Origin of the sequence: Amycolatopsis sp. FDAARGOS 1241 (assembly GCF_016889705.1) — a bacterium.
GTDB lineage: Bacteria > Actinomycetota > Actinomycetes > Mycobacteriales > Pseudonocardiaceae > Amycolatopsis.
The window spans coordinates 2,534,489-2,550,624 of the sequence record NZ_CP069526.1; the positions used below are offsets into that span (position 1 = coordinate 2,534,489).

The window sequence follows — 16,136 nt, forward strand, 5'->3', positions numbered from 1 at the left end:
TCCCGGCTCCGCACCCAGGATCGAAAAGCCAGCCAGTCCAGCATCCAGCCCGGAGGAAATCATGCGCACCACCGCGCCCAGGCCGATCGCAACGCGGCCCTATCCCACGCGCGTGTCCACGAAGGGCGCCGCGTTGCTTCGGTTGATGCGCACGACGGACCACAAGCAGATCGGCGTGATGTACCTGGTCACGGCGTTCGGGTTTTTCATGGCGGGCGGCGCGATGGCGATGCTGATCCGCACGGAGCTGGCGCGGCCGGGGCTTCAGTTCCTGTCGCAAGAGCAGTACAACCAGCTGTTCACGATGCACGGCACGGTCATGCTGCTGATGTATGCGACCCCGGTCCTGTTCGGGTTCGCGAACTTCGTGCTGCCGTTGCAGATCGGCTCCCCCGACGTCGCGTTCCCGCGGCTGAACGCGTTCTCGTACTGGCTCTACCTCTTCGGCAGCCTGATCGTCATCTCCGGCTTCCTGACGCCGGGGGGCGCTGCCGAGTTCGGCTGGACGGGTTACACGCCACTGTCGGAGTCCGTCCACACACCAGGCCCCGGTACTGACATGTGGATCGCCGGCCTCATCGTTTCCGGGCTCGGCACGATCCTCGGTGCGGTCAACATGATCACCACCGTGGTCTGCCTGCGCGCGCCGGGCATGACGATGTACCGGATGCCCATTTTCACTTGGAACATCCTCATCACCAGCATCCTGATCCTCGTCGCGTTCCCGATCCTCACGGCCGCGTTCTTCGGCCTGGAGGCCGATCGCCGTTTGGGCGCGCACGTGTTCGACCCGGCCAACGGCGGCGTGATCCTGTGGCAGCACCTGTTCTGGTTCTTCGGCCACCCCGAGGTCTACATCATCGCGCTGCCGTTCTTCGGGATCGTGTCCGAGATCTTCCCGGTCTTCAGCCGCAAGCCCCTCTACGGGTACAAGGGCCTGATCTTCGCGACCCTGGCTATCGCCGCGCTCAGTGTTTCCGTGTGGGCGCACCACCTCTATGCGACCGGTGCCGTGTTGCTGCCGTTCTTCTCCTTCATGACCTTCCTCATCGCCGTCCCGACCGGCGTGAAGTTCTTCAACTGGATCGGCACGATGTGGAAGGGCCAGCTGTCCTTCGAGACGCCGATGATCTTCGCTGTCGGCTTCCTGGTGACGTTCCTCCTGGGCGGCCTGACCGGTATCCTGCTGGCCGCCCCGGCCATCGACTTCCACGTCTCCGACACCTATTTCGTGGTGGCGCACTTCCACTACGTGCTCTACGGCACGATCGCGTTCGCGACCTTCGCCGGCATCTACTTCTGGTTCCCGAAGATCACGGGCCGGATGATGGACGAGAAGCTCGGCAAGTGGCACTTCTGGACGACGTTCATCGGCTTCCACGGCACGTTCCTGGTGCAGCACTGGCTCGGCGCCGAGGGCATGCCGCGCCGCTACGCCGACTACCTCGCCAGCGACGGGTTCACCACGCTCAACACGATCTCCACGATCGGCGCGTACATCCTGGGCGCGTCCACGCTGCCGTTCATCTGGAACGTGGTCAAGAGCTACCGCTACGGCGAGATCGTCACCGTCGACGACCCGTGGGGCTACGGCAACTCCCTCGAATGGGCCACGTCCTGCCCGCCGCCGCGGCACAACTTCACCGAGCTGCCCCGCATCCGCTCCGAACGCCCCGCGTTCGAGCTGCACTACCCGCACATGGTGGAGCGCATGCACGCCGAAGGGGAGATCGGCTTCTTCGGCAAGCCGCGCCACGGGGCCGCACCTTCGCAGAAACTCGTCGAGGCCACCATGCCGGGCAGCCACGACACCGACAACGCGGGCGAGCAATAGTCGTGCCCACCCTCGTCCGCTCCGCATCCGGAGGAAGCCCCAACCGGTGAGCGCCGGCGCCCCGGGGCTGATGTGCCACTGACACTCGCGAGGGGTGACCTCGCCGAGCTGGTGCGCTGCCCGGCGCGCCAGCCGGCTCCGAACGCGTTACGGACTGTGATCAGAACCCACGGATTCGGCGCGATGTACTGCGTTGAGCCCTCCGGCGCCTCGAGGTGCGACGAACTGGAAGGCGTCACCCTCGAGGCCCGTGGCAGACCGGGTCGCGCCGCGACCGCGCGATGCCGCATCCCCTGGTGTCCAGCAGGTCGCCGGCGACGGGGGATGCCCATCCGTCCCGCGAGCGGGTAAACGAAGCGCCTGGCAACCCGAATGCGGAGGCAAACAGGCGCAAGGGGCCCTCCCGAGGTGCGCACTGAGGCAGCCGTACCGGCGAGGCAAACGCGGACTGGCGATAGCAGGTCAGGATCAGGCCGTTCTGCAAGACGAGCGCCGCATTGGCTTCCATGGACGAGCCCGGGGTCTCGCCGGCAGCGTCTCACGCCTCAAAGGTGCGGATGTAGTCGATGGCCATGTCGAGTGCGATGCGCATCGGCTTGATGTCGTGCTCCGTCTGCGCCAGCAGATAGCCACCTTGGAGCGCCCCCATCAAGCCGGTGGCGAGCCGTTCGGGGTCGGCGTCGCGGCGCAGTTTACCGGTGTCGCGCATCCGCCGCAGACCATCCGTGAGCAGGCCGAGCCAGGTTTCGAAGTGGCCGGCAAGGGCGGATCGCGCCCGTTCGTTCTGGTCGGAAAGCTCACTCGCGAGCGACCCGAGCCGGCATCCATAAGCGCCGTTGCGCAGGGCGTTGCGCTGGATGATCGCATCACGCCAGCGCTCGAGCCCCCGGATCGAGTTCAGCCGGCGCAACTGCTCCCCCTGGTTGGCCAGCACCTCCTCGGCCTGATGTTCGATGACGTCCTGGACGAGCGCGTCCTTGTCGGCATAGTGGTGGTAGAGCTGTGACTTGCTGGTGCTGCTCGCCGCACGAACATCGTCGAGCGTGGTGGCGGCCACTCCCTTTACCGTCATCAGGTCTACCGCGGCTCGCAGAATCCGAGCCCGGGTCGCCTCGCCCCGCGCCGTCAGCCGGACAGGCTTCAGTGTGCTCTCCGGTTCCGCCACGGCGACAGGCTATCGTACCTGCGCGTGACCGGGGTGACTCGACCATCCGAGCCCAGGTCAGACCTCTCCGCGTTCTTCGTGAAGCTCCATGTCGATCAAGCTGGACTCCCTGAGCCGTAACCCGCAGTCATCAGTGTCCCAGCGCGATCGACACCCGGCGAGCCAGTTCAGGTACGACCTCGGCGGTGAACCAAGAGTTCTTGGCGTGCCAGCCGTAGTTCAGTGGTGACGGGTGCACCAGCGGAAACTCGGCAGGAAGGTATTGCCGGTAGGACTGCACGGTCTGGGTGAGGTTCGCCTTCGCTCGGCCCGCGAGGTAAAACCGCTGCGCGTATGCGCCGATGAGCACCCGGAGAGTGATGTTCGGCATCGCCGAGAAGATCCGTGGGTGCCACCGTGGCGCGAAGTCCTTGCGCGGAGGCAGGTCACCGGTCTTGCCCTTGCCCGGGAAGTAGAAATCCATCGGCACGATGGCGAACAGCGCCGGGTCGTAGAATTGCTCGTCGCGGACACCGAGCCACGCGCGCAGGCGCACGCCGCTGGCGTCGTCCCACGGGATGCCGCTTTCCTGGGCGCGCCAGCCTGGCGCCTGGCCGATGATCGCGATCCGCGCGGCCGGGGACCCGGCCCACACGGGACGGTAGCCGAGGTCGCGTGCCCACGCGTTGGACGGGTCGGACGTCAGTTCGTCCACGACTGCACGCAAGACGTCGGTCAACTGCACTCCTGGTTCGTGGCGGGACGGCCGGGCAACACTCTAGATGGACTATGTGGTCCATCGATTCAGGGGTCAGCGAGATTGCTGCCGCGCTCCGGAACGACGGAGGTGACCCAGCTGCCGGCGCTAGGCCAGGCTCGGATCCAGCCACGGACCTTCGGGCAGCTCCGGTAGCGCGAACTGCTCGTCGAAGGAGCACAACGGGAGGCGTTCGCCGAGGAAGCGCAGCACGACGGAGCCGAGGACCGCGGAACAGAGCGACCCGCCGAGAACACCCACTTTGGCCTGCTGCTGCAAGGTGGGGTCGGTGAAGGCGAGACCGGTGATGAACAATGCGATCGTGAAGCCGATGCCGGCCAGCATGGCGCCGCCGATGAGGTGGCTGTAGCGGACCCGGCCCGGCAGGGTGCCCAGTCCCGTCCGGAGCGCGATTCCTGCTGCGAGCGAGATGCCGACGGTGTTGCCGACGATCAGGCCGACCGCGACGCCGAGGGTCACGGTGGAGGACGCCGCAGCCCGCAGCGTGGCACCGTCGAGCTGCACGCCGGCGTTCGCCAGGCCGAACACGGGGATGATCACGAAAGCGCTTATGGGGTGCAGAATTGCCTGCAGCCGTTCGTTCGCCGAGAGCGTCGCCTTCATCGCGGTCGTGGCAAGCCGCACCCGCACGGCATCCGCGCGCTCGATCACGGCGCGCCCGTAGAGCCGGATTCGCTCGCGGGTGTGACCGTCGACCTCGCCGGCCGGCACGAGCAAGCCGATGAGCACGCCGGCCAGGGTGGGGTGAACTCCGGACGCGTCAACAGCTGCCCACAACCCGGCACCGACGACGAGGTAGGGCGCCAACCGCCACACGCCCAGCCATCGCAGGCCGAGCAGCGCCACGATCAGCACCGCCGCTACAGCCAGCGCCACCACGGACACGTGGTGCGTGTAGAACACGGCCATCACCGTGATCGCTCCGATGTCGTCGCCGATCGCGAGTGTGAGCAAGAACAGCCGCAGTTGGTCCGGGCAGCGAGGCCCGAACAGCGCCAGTACGCCGATCAGGAAGGCCGTGTCACTCGACATCGGAATGCCCCAGCCGACCGCGGCGGCGCCGGAACTGTTGAACAGGAAGTAGATGATCGCGGGCAGGGCCAGTCCACCGAGCGCGCCGCAGGCCGGGACGACGATCGAGCGGAGGTCGTGCAGCTCGCCGACGGACACTTCCCGGCTGATCTCCAGCCCCACCACGGCGAAGAACACGACCATGGCAACGTCGTTCACCCAGTCACGAAGGCTCAGCGAAAAGTGCGCGGCGCCGACTTCCGCGCCCGCATGAGTTCCCCAGAACGCGTCGTAGTTCACCCCTGCCACGTTCGCCCACACAAGGGCGGCCACTGTGGCGGCGAGAAGCAGGACAGCGCTGCCGGCTTCGGTCGCCAAGAACTGGCGGAACCCGGCCGACACGTACGGCAGCGGCACGTTCACGCGGCGGGTCGTCGACGGCAACCGAGGGAGGAGCCCCTCGGTGAATCGGCTCGAGTCGGCCTTCACGGGGCCGAGTATGCCTGACGTACAGGCAGCTTGGTTGTGTACCGTCCGTCAGACTGGGCGTTAGCCTGGGCACGTCCACAGCTGCCCTGCGGTGGCACTGTCCGGAGTGGACCGACCCGGCACGGAAGGATCGCGCGTGGCGACGCGGAGTGACATCAACCTGGACCGGCACGTGTACGGCAATCCATCAGCTCCGGTGACCGTGGTGGAATACGGAGACTTCGAGTGTCCGTACTGCGCTGCGGCGGCGCCCGAGCTGCGCAAACTGATCGACAGCTCGGGCGGCTCGATCCGCTTGGTGTTCCGCCATTTCCCGATCTTCACGATTCACCCGTACGCGCTCACGGCCGCTCTCGCCGCGGAGGCTTCGGGCGAGCTGTTCTGGGAGATGCACGACTTGCTGCTCACCCATCAGAGCAAGCTGACGGATGTCCACCTGCGGGCATACGCTGCCCGCATCGGAGCCGGCGACGTTACCGGCGAGGCCGTGCAACGGTTCCGCCCGGCCGTCGTGGCCGACTACACCTCCGGCGCCGAACTGGACGTCCAAGGCACACCGACGCTGTTCATCGACGGTCGCGCGTACGAAGGCCGGGTCAGCTATCAGGCGCTGCGATCGGCAGTACGCCTGCCCTGACCCGGCACCTCAGGCGCGGAGGTAGCGCTCCGGACCGGCTGCCGCGTGCTTACGAGCTGTCGAGAGCCTGCGTCCGGAAACGGACCAGGCTTGAGTTCGAAAAATGGACCTTCTGGTTCCGCACTCGGCATGATCGCCTCCAGTGATCGACAACACGGTCGTGACCGCCACCGAGACGACGTACGGGTGAAAAGAGGAGGAACCGGTTCCGAGACCTCAGGATGGCGCCGTAGTCTCGTCCAGTGGCGTGAGGCACGCCCGCCTTTGGGATCACGATGCGATGCACGGGCAACGTGACAAGGGCGACGTGCCTGGCGGTTCTCGACCCACTTAGTGGACTAAATAGTTCTCTTTGGTGCATGATGGGCGCGCCGGAGAACGAAGCTGCGTCACGCGCGCTCAGCAGCGCTGAATGGGCGGACTTCGTCGTGAGAACGCGAGAAGGGCCACCACGGTGAGTGAGCAGCTGGGCTTCATGCCGAGTGCGCCGGTGACAAGCCTTCCCTTGAAGCTGTCCGCAGCCGTCGTCACGGGCAACGGCAGCCGGTTCCGCGAGGTCGAGCCCGACCGCTTCTCGCAGCTGGAGCTCTCGATCAGTGTGCACCTGCTGGGCGGGATCGAAATCATGCTCGCCACGACCCACAAATCCGGAGAAGGCGCTGCCGGCTCCACGGAGGATAACCCGGCAGCAGAACGTTACGAGCTGCACACCAACTCGATCTTGCTGAGTTCGATGCCTGACGTCATTCACCTCGCCGGCCGGAGCCGCGGCTCGCACCACGACGGGGCCGGCGCGCGGTCGTACACGCTGACGTTGACCTTCTCCGATGGGAACGCTACCGAAAAGTTCTGGAGCACGACGTTCGACGTGCCACGTTCACCGCTCGTCGACTCGACATGGCACCTGACCGTGCCGTTCACTCACTCGTTGACATCGGCGGCTCTGCCTCCTCGCGCACCGTGACACGAGAAGGACGTCACCGCGGTGCACACAGCCCGCAGCCAGCACACTGCCCGGACAAGAGTGTCGGCCCTTGTGTCCAGTGCGGACTCCGTCCCGAAACCTCGTCGAAGACTGTCTTGCTTGAGCAGTGATCAGGAGAAATGAAGTGAGTACCGTGATGGATGTACAGAAGAACGGCGACAGCGGGTCGTATGAGGCTGTGGTTGATGGGCAGGTTGTCGGCATGATCGTCTACCACGTGCCGGGTGGTGGTCAGCGGGTGACGTTCAGTCATACGATCGTTGAGCCTGAGTACCGCGGTCGGGGGATCGCGACGCGGCTGGTGAAGCACGCTTTGGACGATCTGCGGGCACAGGATCTGAAGCTCACCAATTACTGCCCGTTTGTGGCGGATTACATTGCTGACCACCCCGAGTACAAGGTGCTGGTTGATGGTCGTTTCCCGGGCCGGGCGGCGGTACCCGACCGTGCGCCGCGCGAGCGCACCAACTGATGGTCGTGCGAGCCGCATCGGAAGCTGGGCAAACGACGGCGTAGGGAGTGTGGAGATGGTCAAGGGATCGCATTCGGTCGACATCGACGGAGCTGTGATTCGGACCGCGCGCCTGGAGCTTGCTCCGTGGACGATGTCCGATGTCGAAGCGGCTCTGGGCATCTTCGGTGATGGGGAGGTCGCTCGGTGGTTGGCGCCGGCCATGGATCGGATTCCGGACGTGGCTACCATGCGGCAGCTGGTGTCCGGGTGGGTTGTGGACGGTGCGGCCATCGAGCCGCCGCTCGGCCGCTGGAAGGTCACTGATCTCGCCCTGGGGCAGGTTGTGGGAGCGGTCTCTTTGCTGCCTTTGCCGCCGGACGACATTGATTCCGAGATTGGTGTTCAGATCGCTCGTGACCGGTGGGGGAGTGGCTATGCCGGTGAAGCCGGTGACGCGATCGCCCACTATGCCTTCGCTGCCGGCGCGGACGAGATTTTCGCGGTCTCGCGTCCGGCGAACCAGCGTGCCGCGGCGGCGGCGCGGCGAATGGGGATGGACTGGGTCGGGCAGACCGACAAGTACTACGAAACGAGGCTCGACGTGTTCCGTTTGCGCCGGTACGACCTGGACGCACCGGCGGTCGCGGCGCCGGACGCCGATCAGGCGGATGAACTCACCGACTTCTGACCGATTCGCACCGGTACGCGTGCACAACATCCTGGAGAAGAAATGACCATGCGTGGAACCCTTCCCGATCGCTGCGGCACCTTCACGATCGGAGGTCACGCGATCACTCGGCTCGGACTCGGGACCGCCCAGATGAGCGCGTCCGGTGTGTGGAGTCATCCGAAGGACGCCGCCGAAGCAGCACGTGTTCTCCAAGAAGCGATCGATCTTGGTGTGAACCTCATTGACGTCGCCGAGTCTTCCGGGCCGTTCGACTATGAAGAACTCATCGTGCGGGCACTGAGCCCGTTCCCCGAAGACTTGCTGCTGATGATCAAGGGTGGACTTCTTCGATCGCCCGAAGGACAGTGGGAACCGGTACCGCGGCCCTCGTTCCTTCGCAAACAGATCGAGACGCGGCTGTGGTACCTGAAGCTCAACCGTGTGCCGTTGTTCCAATTGCACGGGTTCAGTCCGAACGCTCCTATTGCTGATCAGATCGGACTGCTCACCGATATGCAGCGAGAAGGAAAGATCGGGCAGATCGGGTTGGCAGAAGTGACTCTGGCCGAACTGGAGGAAGCAAGAAAGTACGCGGAGATCGCGACGGTTCAAGCTGAATACAACCTCATCAACCGGGCGGCTGACCCGTTGCTGGACTACGCGGAAGCGGCGAACATCGGGTTCATCCCTTGGCTTCCGCTGGCGACCGGCGCGCTGGCCAGTCAGGACGGCCCTCTGGCAGAGATGGCGCGACGGCGCAGTGTCACGCCGGCGCAGCTCGCTCTGGCCTGGCTCTTGAAACGCTCGCCTGCGATGCTCCCCACCCCTGGCACACTGAGCCTCCAACACCTGAACGACAACGTGTCCGCAGTGGACATTCCTCTGACGGCAACCGAAGTCGGTGATCTCGATCGGTTGACAGCTGAACCGTGATCGCATTCTTTCGGAAACGGCGTTCGGTGAGTTCCCTCGGGAGATGCCGGCAGTCAGTACGTGGAGGGCACTCACCGTGGCCAGTTCCGAGGTTGCCCTGCCGCGTCCGGTGGGTTTTCCACTCCGGTCCGCGCAAGGTCGACGGATCCTGATCGCGACGGTCCTCGGCGCCAGCCTCGCGGGTATCGACTCGAACGTCGTGAACGTCGCCCTGCCCGACATCGGCCGGGACTTGGGCGCGAGCTTCGCGTCGCTGCAGTGGACCGTGACCGGGTACACCCTCAGCCTCGCCTCGCTCATCCTGCTGGCGGGCGCGCTCGGAGACCGCTACGGCCGCAGGCGGATCTTTCTCATCGGCGTCGCTGGTTTCACATTCGCGTCGGTCTTGTGCTCGGTGGTCCCCGACGTGGGTGGCCTCATCGGCGCGCGCATCCTGCAAGGCATCGGCGGTGCGTTGATGGCACCCGCGAGCATGGCCATCCTGCAGTCCACGATCGCGCCTGATGACCGGCCGAAGGCGATCGGAACGTGGTCCGGGTTCGCCGGAATCGCGGGAGTTCTCGCGCCGTTCGTCGCTGGGTGGCTGTTGTCGTTGGGTTCGTGGCGGTGGATCTTCCTGATCAACGTGCCCGTCGCGGTCATCGTGCTGCTGGTGAGCCTGCGCCACATTCCGGAGACCCGCGACGGCGAATCGTCCGGCATGGACTGGGGTGGCTCGGCTCTGGCCGTCGCGACACTCGCCGCGGCGACTTACGCGCTGACCGCGATACCGGCAAACCCCCGAGGACCGTGGGCATGGGTGAGCGCGTTCGTCGCCGTCGCGGCGGGGATCGGATTCGTCTGGTACGAACGGCGCACGCCATCGCCGATGCTGCCGGCGTCACACCTGAAGTCCAGGCCATTCGTCATGATCAACGTGATGACCTTCATCGTCTACGGTGCGTTCGGCGTGTTCTCCGTGATCTTCACGATCGCACTGGAGACCGTCTCCGGGTACAGTCCTGCCAAAGCCGGCAGCTCTCTCCTGCCGATCACGATCATCAGCCTCGTTTTGGCGCGATCCAGCGGTAAACTCGCCGCGCGGATCGGGCCCGGGTTGCAATTGATGGTCGGCCCCGCATTGTGTGGCGTCGCCGCGCTGATGGCTTTGCAGGTCAGCCCAGGCGCAGGCTACTGGAGTGTGGTGATCCCGCTCCAGTGCGTGTTCGGCCTCGGCACGGCCACGATGGTGGCTCCTTTGACGTTCGTGGCACTGTCGTCCATACCGGGCGACCACGCCGGAGTCGCGTCCGCGGTCAACAACGCCGTCGCGCGAAGTGCCGCCTTGCTGTGGATCGCCGCGCTTCCCCCGCTCGTCGGGCTCACCGGCGCCTCGTACACCCAATCCGAGGCGTTCCTGCCCGGCTATCGGCTGACGTGCATCATCTGCGCTGTCGCTCTGTTCGTCTCCAGCGCGCTCGCCGCCGCGGTTTTCCGCAGCCACACTCGGTGCGACCGGCGGCCCTTGCTGGTGCACCCCTTGCTGCACCCACCATGCCGATAGCGGCACGCCATTCTGTTCGTGCTCCACCATCTCGATCCTGATCACGAAATCGTGCGAATGGGCAGTAAGAGATGCGGCTGGCGTGTCGCCAAGCACGTGGTACTGAGGTAATGACGTCCTGGGAACCCGGCATCGTCGTGATGAGGACGAGAGGAAGAGGAGTCCTTGATGGACGCAGTAAACGGCAAGGTGGTGCTTCGCTTGCCGCGGCTGGTTGCAAGGGTCGACCGCGCCATGGCTGTTGCGGCTGCCGTGCACGCGGGGCTCGTGCTGGCCGACTTCGTGTTGCTGGGGCTGCTCGCCGGCGGTTTGCCCGTGCTGAAGGAGTTGTTCCTCGTCGTGCTCGGCCTCGCCGGCCCGGCGATCGGCATCACGCGCCATTTCCGCTCCGCGACACGGGACGGAGCAGGTCTCGTCATCGTCTCGTCCGCCGGCTCGCTGCTCCTGGGTGTGCTGTGGCATTTCGTGCTCGGCGGACCCGGCAGCCTTCGGGTCGCCCTCCGGTCGGGGGTGCCCGTCTTGACGCGGGTCTTCGAAGTCTCCGTGACGCTCCAGGTAGCCGCGGCCGCGGCGGCACTGCTGCTGGCCGCTTTCGCGTTTCGCCGCCGGACTTCGATCTTGTCGATCGGCCGGATCCAAGCGTAGAGCGTTGTTTTCAGCGTACTGCCGGGCGTTCATCGCGCCCCGGCGTGCCTGCGGGGAACACTATGGGTCAAGGAGGCCGGGGCATGGCTTCGACTGCCGCCGGTGATGGGGCGACCAAGCTGTCGAGCGCGGACTCCTCGCCGTCGGGCAGCTGCCCGCGCGGGACGCGGTGCTGAAAGACGCCGTCTCCCACGTCGAGGCGCCGTGAGACGTCGAAGCGCAAGCCGCGGATGCCGCTGAGCAGGCGGAGGACGACGAGATTGGCTTCGAGGTCTTGCTCGCCGAGGCCGTCGTTGTGCCAGATCACGGGGCCGCTGCGCCTCGGTGATCAGCGAGCGGGAACCGTCCACAGTGCTCGGTGGTCCGGGCCGGTCAGGAAGCCGTCGTCGAACGGCTGAGCTCCTCCCAGGCGCCGGCGTCGGCGCGCACGGCTTCGTGGTGGTTGCGCAGCCCGTCGAGCGCGTCTTCGCCGAGGAGGAAGTGCAGCGGCGGGTTCTCGGCGTCGAGCGCATCGAGGATCGCCGCGGCGTCCTTCGCCGGGTTGTTCGGCTCCTGCCCCACCACGCCCTTGACCATCCGCCGCAGCTCGCTCGAGGTCGCGTCGTAGGCCGATCGGGGGAGTAGCTGGCGCGCACGGCGTCGAGGTCGCCGCACGCCATTGCTCGGAAGTAGTCGTCCACGACGGAGGTGGTTGGTGCTCGTTTCGGGCATGGGCGTCTCCCCGAGCTTGCCGTGCCACGCCGGTCGATGGTGCGGTTACGACGACGCCGTGGTGCTCGACGCCTCAGCGGCGCGAGAGCCGGACGGCGTGGGTCGGGCGTAGCGTCCGGAGAACTGTGAACCATCTCCGCGGTGGGTGAAGCGCAGGCCGACGATCGAGCCGTTTTCGACCATCCAGTGCAGATCGTAGGAGGCGCGGTAGCTGGGTGGCCAGAACGACGCGAAGCGGCCGTCGACGTCGACGTACCAGTCTCCGTGCGTGGCGTGCCCCCGATCGAAGTAGGTCGTGGTGCCACTGTGGTCGAAAACTTGTTCTGCACGGTTGTCGTAAACGAGCCGGCCGGCCGTCAACGCGGCCACCAGGTTCTTCGTGGTCACTTCGGCGCCGTCGGCGGGGTTGAGTGACTCCAGTGATCGAGGCAACGGGATTCCTTCAGCACTGAGGTGTGGGCGCGGGCGCGAGAGGAGCGGTGAGGGGGTGTTCAGCCGAGCAGCGCGCCGACTGAGGCGTGGAGGGCGCGCCAGCTGGCTGAGAACTTGGCGACGCCCTGACTCAGGAGCGTGTTGTACACATCGTCGAGGTCGACACCCGCCGCGGCGACGGCCGCGATGTCCGCTGCCGCCTCCTTGCCGCGCCCGACGACCTGATCGCCGGGCACCTCGCCGTGATCGGCGAACGCCGAGAGCGTCGCGGGTGGCATCGTGGACACGGTTCCGGGCGTGATGAGACCGGTGACGTACTTGGTGTCCGGGAAGGACGGATCCTTGACACCCGTGGACGCCCACAGGAGCCGCTGTGGGCGGGCGCCCTCGGCGGCAAGGCTCTGCCATCGCGAGGATTCCCACACTGCCGACAAGGCCTCGTGAGCGAGCCGTGCATTGGCCAGCGCAGCCTGGCCGCGCAGCTCTGGGACGCCCATGGCGTCGAGGCGCATGTCGACCTCGGTATCCACTCTGGACACGAACAGCGAAGACACGGAGTGGAGGGACGCGAGGTCGTGGCCGTTCTCTCGGGCCTGTTCGAGGCCCTCGACGTACGCCTCGCCGACTTCGGCGCATCGCTGCGCCGAGAAGACCAGGGTCACGTTCACGTTCACGCCGGCCGCGAGGGCACCGGTAACAGCCTTGACGCCGGCCGGCGTGGCGGGGATTTTCACCATGAGGTTCGGCCGGTCGACGAGCTCCCAGAGCTGGATCGCCTCCGCGATGGTCGCGCCGGTGTCGCCGGCGAGCTCGGGGCTCACTTCCAGCGACACCCTGCCATCGACTCCGTCGGTCTTCTCCCAGATCGGACGGAGCACCTCCGCTGCGTGCTGAACGTCCGAGATGGTCAACGCTCGAACGGACTCCGCAACGTCGATTCCGTTGCCGGCCAGTTGTTCCAGCTGCGCGGCGTAGCGGCTGCTGCGAGTGATGGCGTTGGCGAAGATCGTCGGGTTCGTGGTGACGCCCACGACTGAACGGCTTCGCACGAGGTGTTCGAATTCGCCGTTCTCCAGGATGTCGCGTGAGAGCTCATCCAGCCAGATCGACACGCCGGCGTTGGTGAGTGCGTGGAGCGGGTCGCTGTTCTTGTCGTGTGTCATTTCGTTTCCTGCTGGTGGACGGCTCGTTCCAGGGCAGCGGTTTCTTCAGGTGGGTCCGGCGTCCACAGCGAACCCGGCACGGCACGACCGGCGGCCCCGAGCTTGTTCATCTTCTTCGGCACCGGCGCGCCCTGGTACTCGAGCGGGATCGCGTGGCCGTCGCCGTCCACGCCGCCCAGCGGCTGGTGGACCTCGATGAACTCACCGTGCGGCAGGCGCTTGATGATGCCGGTTTCGACACCGTGCTCCAGGACCTCGCGGTCGGCCCGCTGCAGGCCGAGGCAGATCCGGTAGGTCACGTAGTAGGCGATCGGCGGCACGATCAGCACGCCGATGCGGCCGGCCCACGTGGTGGCGTTCAGGGAGATGTGGAACTGGTCGGCGATGATGTCGTTGAAGCCCGTCAGCTCGATGACCAGGAAGAACCCGAGCGCCATCATGCCCAGCGAGGTGCGGACCGGTGCGTCACGCGGCCGCTGCAGCAGGTTGTGGTGCTGCCCTGTGTCCTTCGACAGCTTCAGCTCGATCCAGGGGTAGAGGATCAGCGTGCCGAACAGCACTGACATGCCGATCGCTCCGGAGAAGAACACCGCCGGGATCGTGTAGTTCCCGAGGTAGACCTCCCACGCGGGCCAGATGCGCAGCATGCCGTCGGCCCAGGCCATGTACCAGTCCGGCTGCGAGCCGGCCGACACCATCGACGGGTTGTACGGACCGAAGTTCCACACCGGGTTGATCTGGAAAAGACCTGCCATGAGGGCGGTCACGCCCGTGACGACCACGGCGAGCGACCCGCCGTGGAGTGCGAACTCCGGCATGATCCGGATACCGACGACGTTGTCCTCTTTCGCGCGTACGCCCGGGAACTGGGTGTGCTTCTGGTACCAGACCAGCGCCAGGTGGACGCCGATCAGGGCGAAGAGGATCCCCGGCAGCACGAGGATGTGCAGCGTGTACAGGCGCGGGATGATCTGGTCGCCCGGGAACTCGCCGCCGAACAGCGCCCAGTGAAGCCAGGTGCCGATGACCGGCACCGACAGCACGATGCCCGACAGGGTCGCGCGGATACCGGTGCCCGACAGCAGGTCGTCCGGCAGCGAGTAGCCGAAGAATCCCTCGAACATGCTGATCAGCAGCAGGACCACACCGATCACCCAGTTCGCCTCACGCGGTCTGCGGAACGCACCGGTGAAGAAGATCCGGAACATGTGCAGGAGAGTCGCGGCGATGAAGATCAGCGCTCCCCAGTGGTGCAGCTGGCGCACGAAGAGGCCGCCGCGCACGTCGAACGAGATGTCCAGCGTCGTCTTGAACGCTTGCGACATCTCGACGCCCTGCAGGTTCGTGAAGCTGCCGTGGTAGGTGACTTCCTGCATCGAGGGATCGAAGAACAACGTCAGGTACACACCCGATGCGATCACGACGAGGAAGCTGTACAGCGAAACCTCACCGATCAAGTACGACCAGTGGGTCGGGAACACCTTGTTCATCTGGTGCCGCAGGCCCTTGGCGAGCTTGTACCGCTGATCCGCGTTGTCCGCGGCCCGCCCAAGGCGCTCCTCGAGCGCGCCCGCCCTCTTCGTCGGCATGCTCAATGAGCTCATGTCACGTTGGTGGCAGGGGCCGGGCCCGGTCTTACCTCCGCGGGCGGGCAAAAGGAGTGACCGACACCACGTTCGACGGTCCACATCCGTTTCCTCGCCGATCCACGGGCTTGGTGGCCCCGGGGATTTCTACGGGTGCATCGTCGTTGCACGCGGAGTTGACTGGAACCCGGACGTTGCCACGGTGTGGTGCGCGGCGGAGGCACACGCTCCGGTTGTCGGTCGGTGCGTGCGCAGCGGGTGCCCGGTGGGTGTGGGCTCTTGGTCTGTGCATGTTCAGGGCGCCCAAGCCGTGTCTGTCACTCGCTACGGACGCGGTCGACTTGGCCGTGCTCCGCTCTGTCGCGCCGGCATGCCCGGTCCGGCTGCTGACTGGTTCGTTGTGGTTCACGTAGGCCTGGCTGCCTACTGACCTCGAGCCGGCCATGGGTTTTCATGTGCTGGCCGGTACTTTGTCGAGTGGGGAGTGAAATTCGATGGGTGAAGGCTTCGAGGGTTGTAAAGTCGTCGTTGTCGGGGGTTTGATACAGGTTTTGCTACGGCGCAGCAAGTGCTCGCGGGGGGTGGCAGCGCCGTGATTACCGGCCGAAGCCCCGGCAAGCTGCGGATGGCGGTGAAAACACCGTCGCGGCAGGGCGAGGCATGGGGCATCGCGGCGGAGCTGACCGACCGCGCCCAGGTTCCTGGGGTTCGAAAGCAGCTTGCCGCCGAGCGTGCTGATGCGCGTCTGCCGGTGAACGGGGCGGGGTTTTCACCCCGAATGCGTTCACTGAATATGACGAAGCCTTCTACCACTCGTTCAACGAACCTGAACCGCGCAGTGGTTTTCACTACCCGGACTGTCGTCGCCGGGATGCTCGCCGAGGGCACGGGTGGTGCGATCGTCAACATCGGCGCGTTGTGGGCACACCAAGGGATTGCGGCGACACCCACACTCCGGGTTCTCTGTCCAGGGCCGGATCGGCACCGTGGAAGAGAGGTAGCGAACATGGTGTCGTTTCTGCTCTCGGACAAGAGAAGCTGGATGATCGGGGCCATCGTCGACGTCGACGGCGGCGTCATGGCCGGGCGCAACTGAACACCGACCCGAGGCACGGGATCCC

The 16,136-nt window shown here is 65.9% G+C and carries 17 protein-coding genes; 9 read left to right on the top strand and 8 right to left on the bottom strand.

Going from position 1 to position 16,136, the window contains the following annotated elements:
* The first annotated feature begins 61 nt into the window (after positions 1-61).
* Positions 62-1,834 carry a cytochrome c oxidase subunit I gene (gene ctaD, locus I6J71_RS12580; RefSeq protein WP_204094880.1) on the top strand — a complete coding sequence of 591 codons (1,773 nt, stop codon included), beginning with the start codon at positions 62-64 and terminating at the stop codon, positions 1,832-1,834.
* Between the two features lie 538 nt (positions 1,835-2,372).
* Here the strand turns inward: ctaD and I6J71_RS12585 are convergent.
* From I6J71_RS12585 to nhaA, 3 genes are all read right to left on the bottom strand, one after another.
* Positions 2,373-2,999 carry a TetR/AcrR family transcriptional regulator gene (locus I6J71_RS12585; protein ID WP_239154724.1) on the bottom strand — a complete coding sequence of 209 codons (627 nt, stop codon included), beginning with the start codon at positions 2,997-2,999 and terminating at the stop codon, positions 2,373-2,375.
* Positions 3,000-3,129: 130 nt separating this feature from the next.
* Positions 3,130-3,717: a uracil-DNA glycosylase family protein gene (locus I6J71_RS12590; protein ID WP_239154726.1), complete on the bottom strand. Its 588-nt coding sequence runs from the start codon at positions 3,715-3,717 to the stop codon at positions 3,130-3,132.
* Positions 3,718-3,843: 126 nt separating this feature from the next.
* Entirely contained in the window at positions 3,844-5,256 is a 1,413-nt protein-coding gene (nhaA, locus tag I6J71_RS12595) for a Na+/H+ antiporter NhaA (protein ID WP_204094882.1), read from the bottom strand.
* A gap of 196 nt (positions 5,257-5,452) precedes the next feature.
* Here nhaA and I6J71_RS12600 point away from each other — a divergent pair, with 196 nt between their 5' ends.
* From I6J71_RS12600 to I6J71_RS12630, 7 genes are all read left to right on the top strand, one after another.
* On the top strand, positions 5,453-5,893 hold the full coding sequence (locus I6J71_RS12600) for a thioredoxin domain-containing protein (protein WP_204094883.1): 441 nt from the start codon (positions 5,453-5,455) through the stop codon (positions 5,891-5,893).
* A gap of 454 nt (positions 5,894-6,347) precedes the next feature.
* Positions 6,348-6,857: a hypothetical protein gene (locus I6J71_RS12605; RefSeq protein ID WP_204094884.1), complete on the top strand. Its 510-nt coding sequence runs from the start codon at positions 6,348-6,350 to the stop codon at positions 6,855-6,857.
* A gap of 145 nt (positions 6,858-7,002) precedes the next feature.
* Entirely contained in the window at positions 7,003-7,350 is a 348-nt protein-coding gene (locus tag I6J71_RS12610) for a GNAT family N-acetyltransferase (protein ID WP_204094885.1), read from the top strand.
* 55 nt (positions 7,351-7,405) lie between these two features.
* Positions 7,406-8,020, top strand: coding sequence for a GNAT family N-acetyltransferase (locus I6J71_RS12615; RefSeq protein WP_204094886.1), 615 nt, complete (start codon positions 7,406-7,408; stop codon positions 8,018-8,020).
* Positions 8,021-8,062: 42 nt separating this feature from the next.
* Complete coding sequence (locus I6J71_RS12620) at positions 8,063-8,935, top strand: aldo/keto reductase (RefSeq protein ID WP_239154728.1); 873 nt, start codon at positions 8,063-8,065, stop codon at positions 8,933-8,935.
* A gap of 76 nt (positions 8,936-9,011) precedes the next feature.
* The gene (locus I6J71_RS12625; RefSeq protein WP_204094887.1) at positions 9,012-10,478 is read left to right on the top strand and encodes an MFS transporter; all 1,467 of its coding nucleotides are present in this window, start codon (positions 9,012-9,014) and stop codon (positions 10,476-10,478) included.
* Between the two features lie 168 nt (positions 10,479-10,646).
* Positions 10,647-11,123, top strand: coding sequence for a hypothetical protein (locus I6J71_RS12630; RefSeq protein ID WP_204094888.1), 477 nt, complete (start codon positions 10,647-10,649; stop codon positions 11,121-11,123).
* Positions 11,124-11,190: 67 nt separating this feature from the next.
* Here the strand turns inward: I6J71_RS12630 and I6J71_RS12635 are convergent, their stop codons facing one another.
* The 5 genes from I6J71_RS12635 to I6J71_RS12655 all read right to left on the bottom strand — a co-directional run bounded on the left by I6J71_RS12635 (position 11,191) and on the right by I6J71_RS12655 (position 15,033).
* Entirely contained in the window at positions 11,191-11,430 is a 240-nt protein-coding gene (locus tag I6J71_RS12635) for a hypothetical protein (RefSeq protein WP_204094889.1), read from the bottom strand.
* A gap of 65 nt (positions 11,431-11,495) precedes the next feature.
* Complete coding sequence (locus I6J71_RS12640) at positions 11,496-11,699, bottom strand: hypothetical protein (RefSeq protein WP_204094890.1); 204 nt, start codon at positions 11,697-11,699, stop codon at positions 11,496-11,498.
* Between the two features lie 180 nt (positions 11,700-11,879).
* Positions 11,880-12,266: a hypothetical protein gene (locus I6J71_RS12645; protein WP_204094891.1), complete on the bottom strand. Its 387-nt coding sequence runs from the start codon at positions 12,264-12,266 to the stop codon at positions 11,880-11,882.
* 59 nt (positions 12,267-12,325) lie between these two features.
* Positions 12,326-13,429 (bottom strand): transaldolase, encoded by a 1,104-nt coding sequence (tal, locus tag I6J71_RS12650; protein WP_204094892.1) that lies wholly within the window; start codon positions 13,427-13,429, stop codon positions 12,326-12,328.
* The gene (locus tag I6J71_RS12655; protein ID WP_204094893.1) at positions 13,426-15,033 is read right to left on the bottom strand and encodes a cytochrome bc complex cytochrome b subunit; all 1,608 of its coding nucleotides are present in this window, start codon (positions 15,031-15,033) and stop codon (positions 13,426-13,428) included. The genes tal and I6J71_RS12655 overlap by 4 nt, the downstream gene beginning before the upstream one ends.
* Before the next feature lie 574 nt (positions 15,034-15,607).
* Here I6J71_RS12655 and I6J71_RS12660 point away from each other — a divergent pair.
* Entirely contained in the window at positions 15,608-16,111 is a 504-nt protein-coding gene (locus tag I6J71_RS12660; protein ID WP_239154732.1) for an SDR family oxidoreductase, read from the top strand.
* The last annotated feature ends 25 nt before the right edge of the window (positions 16,112-16,136 follow it).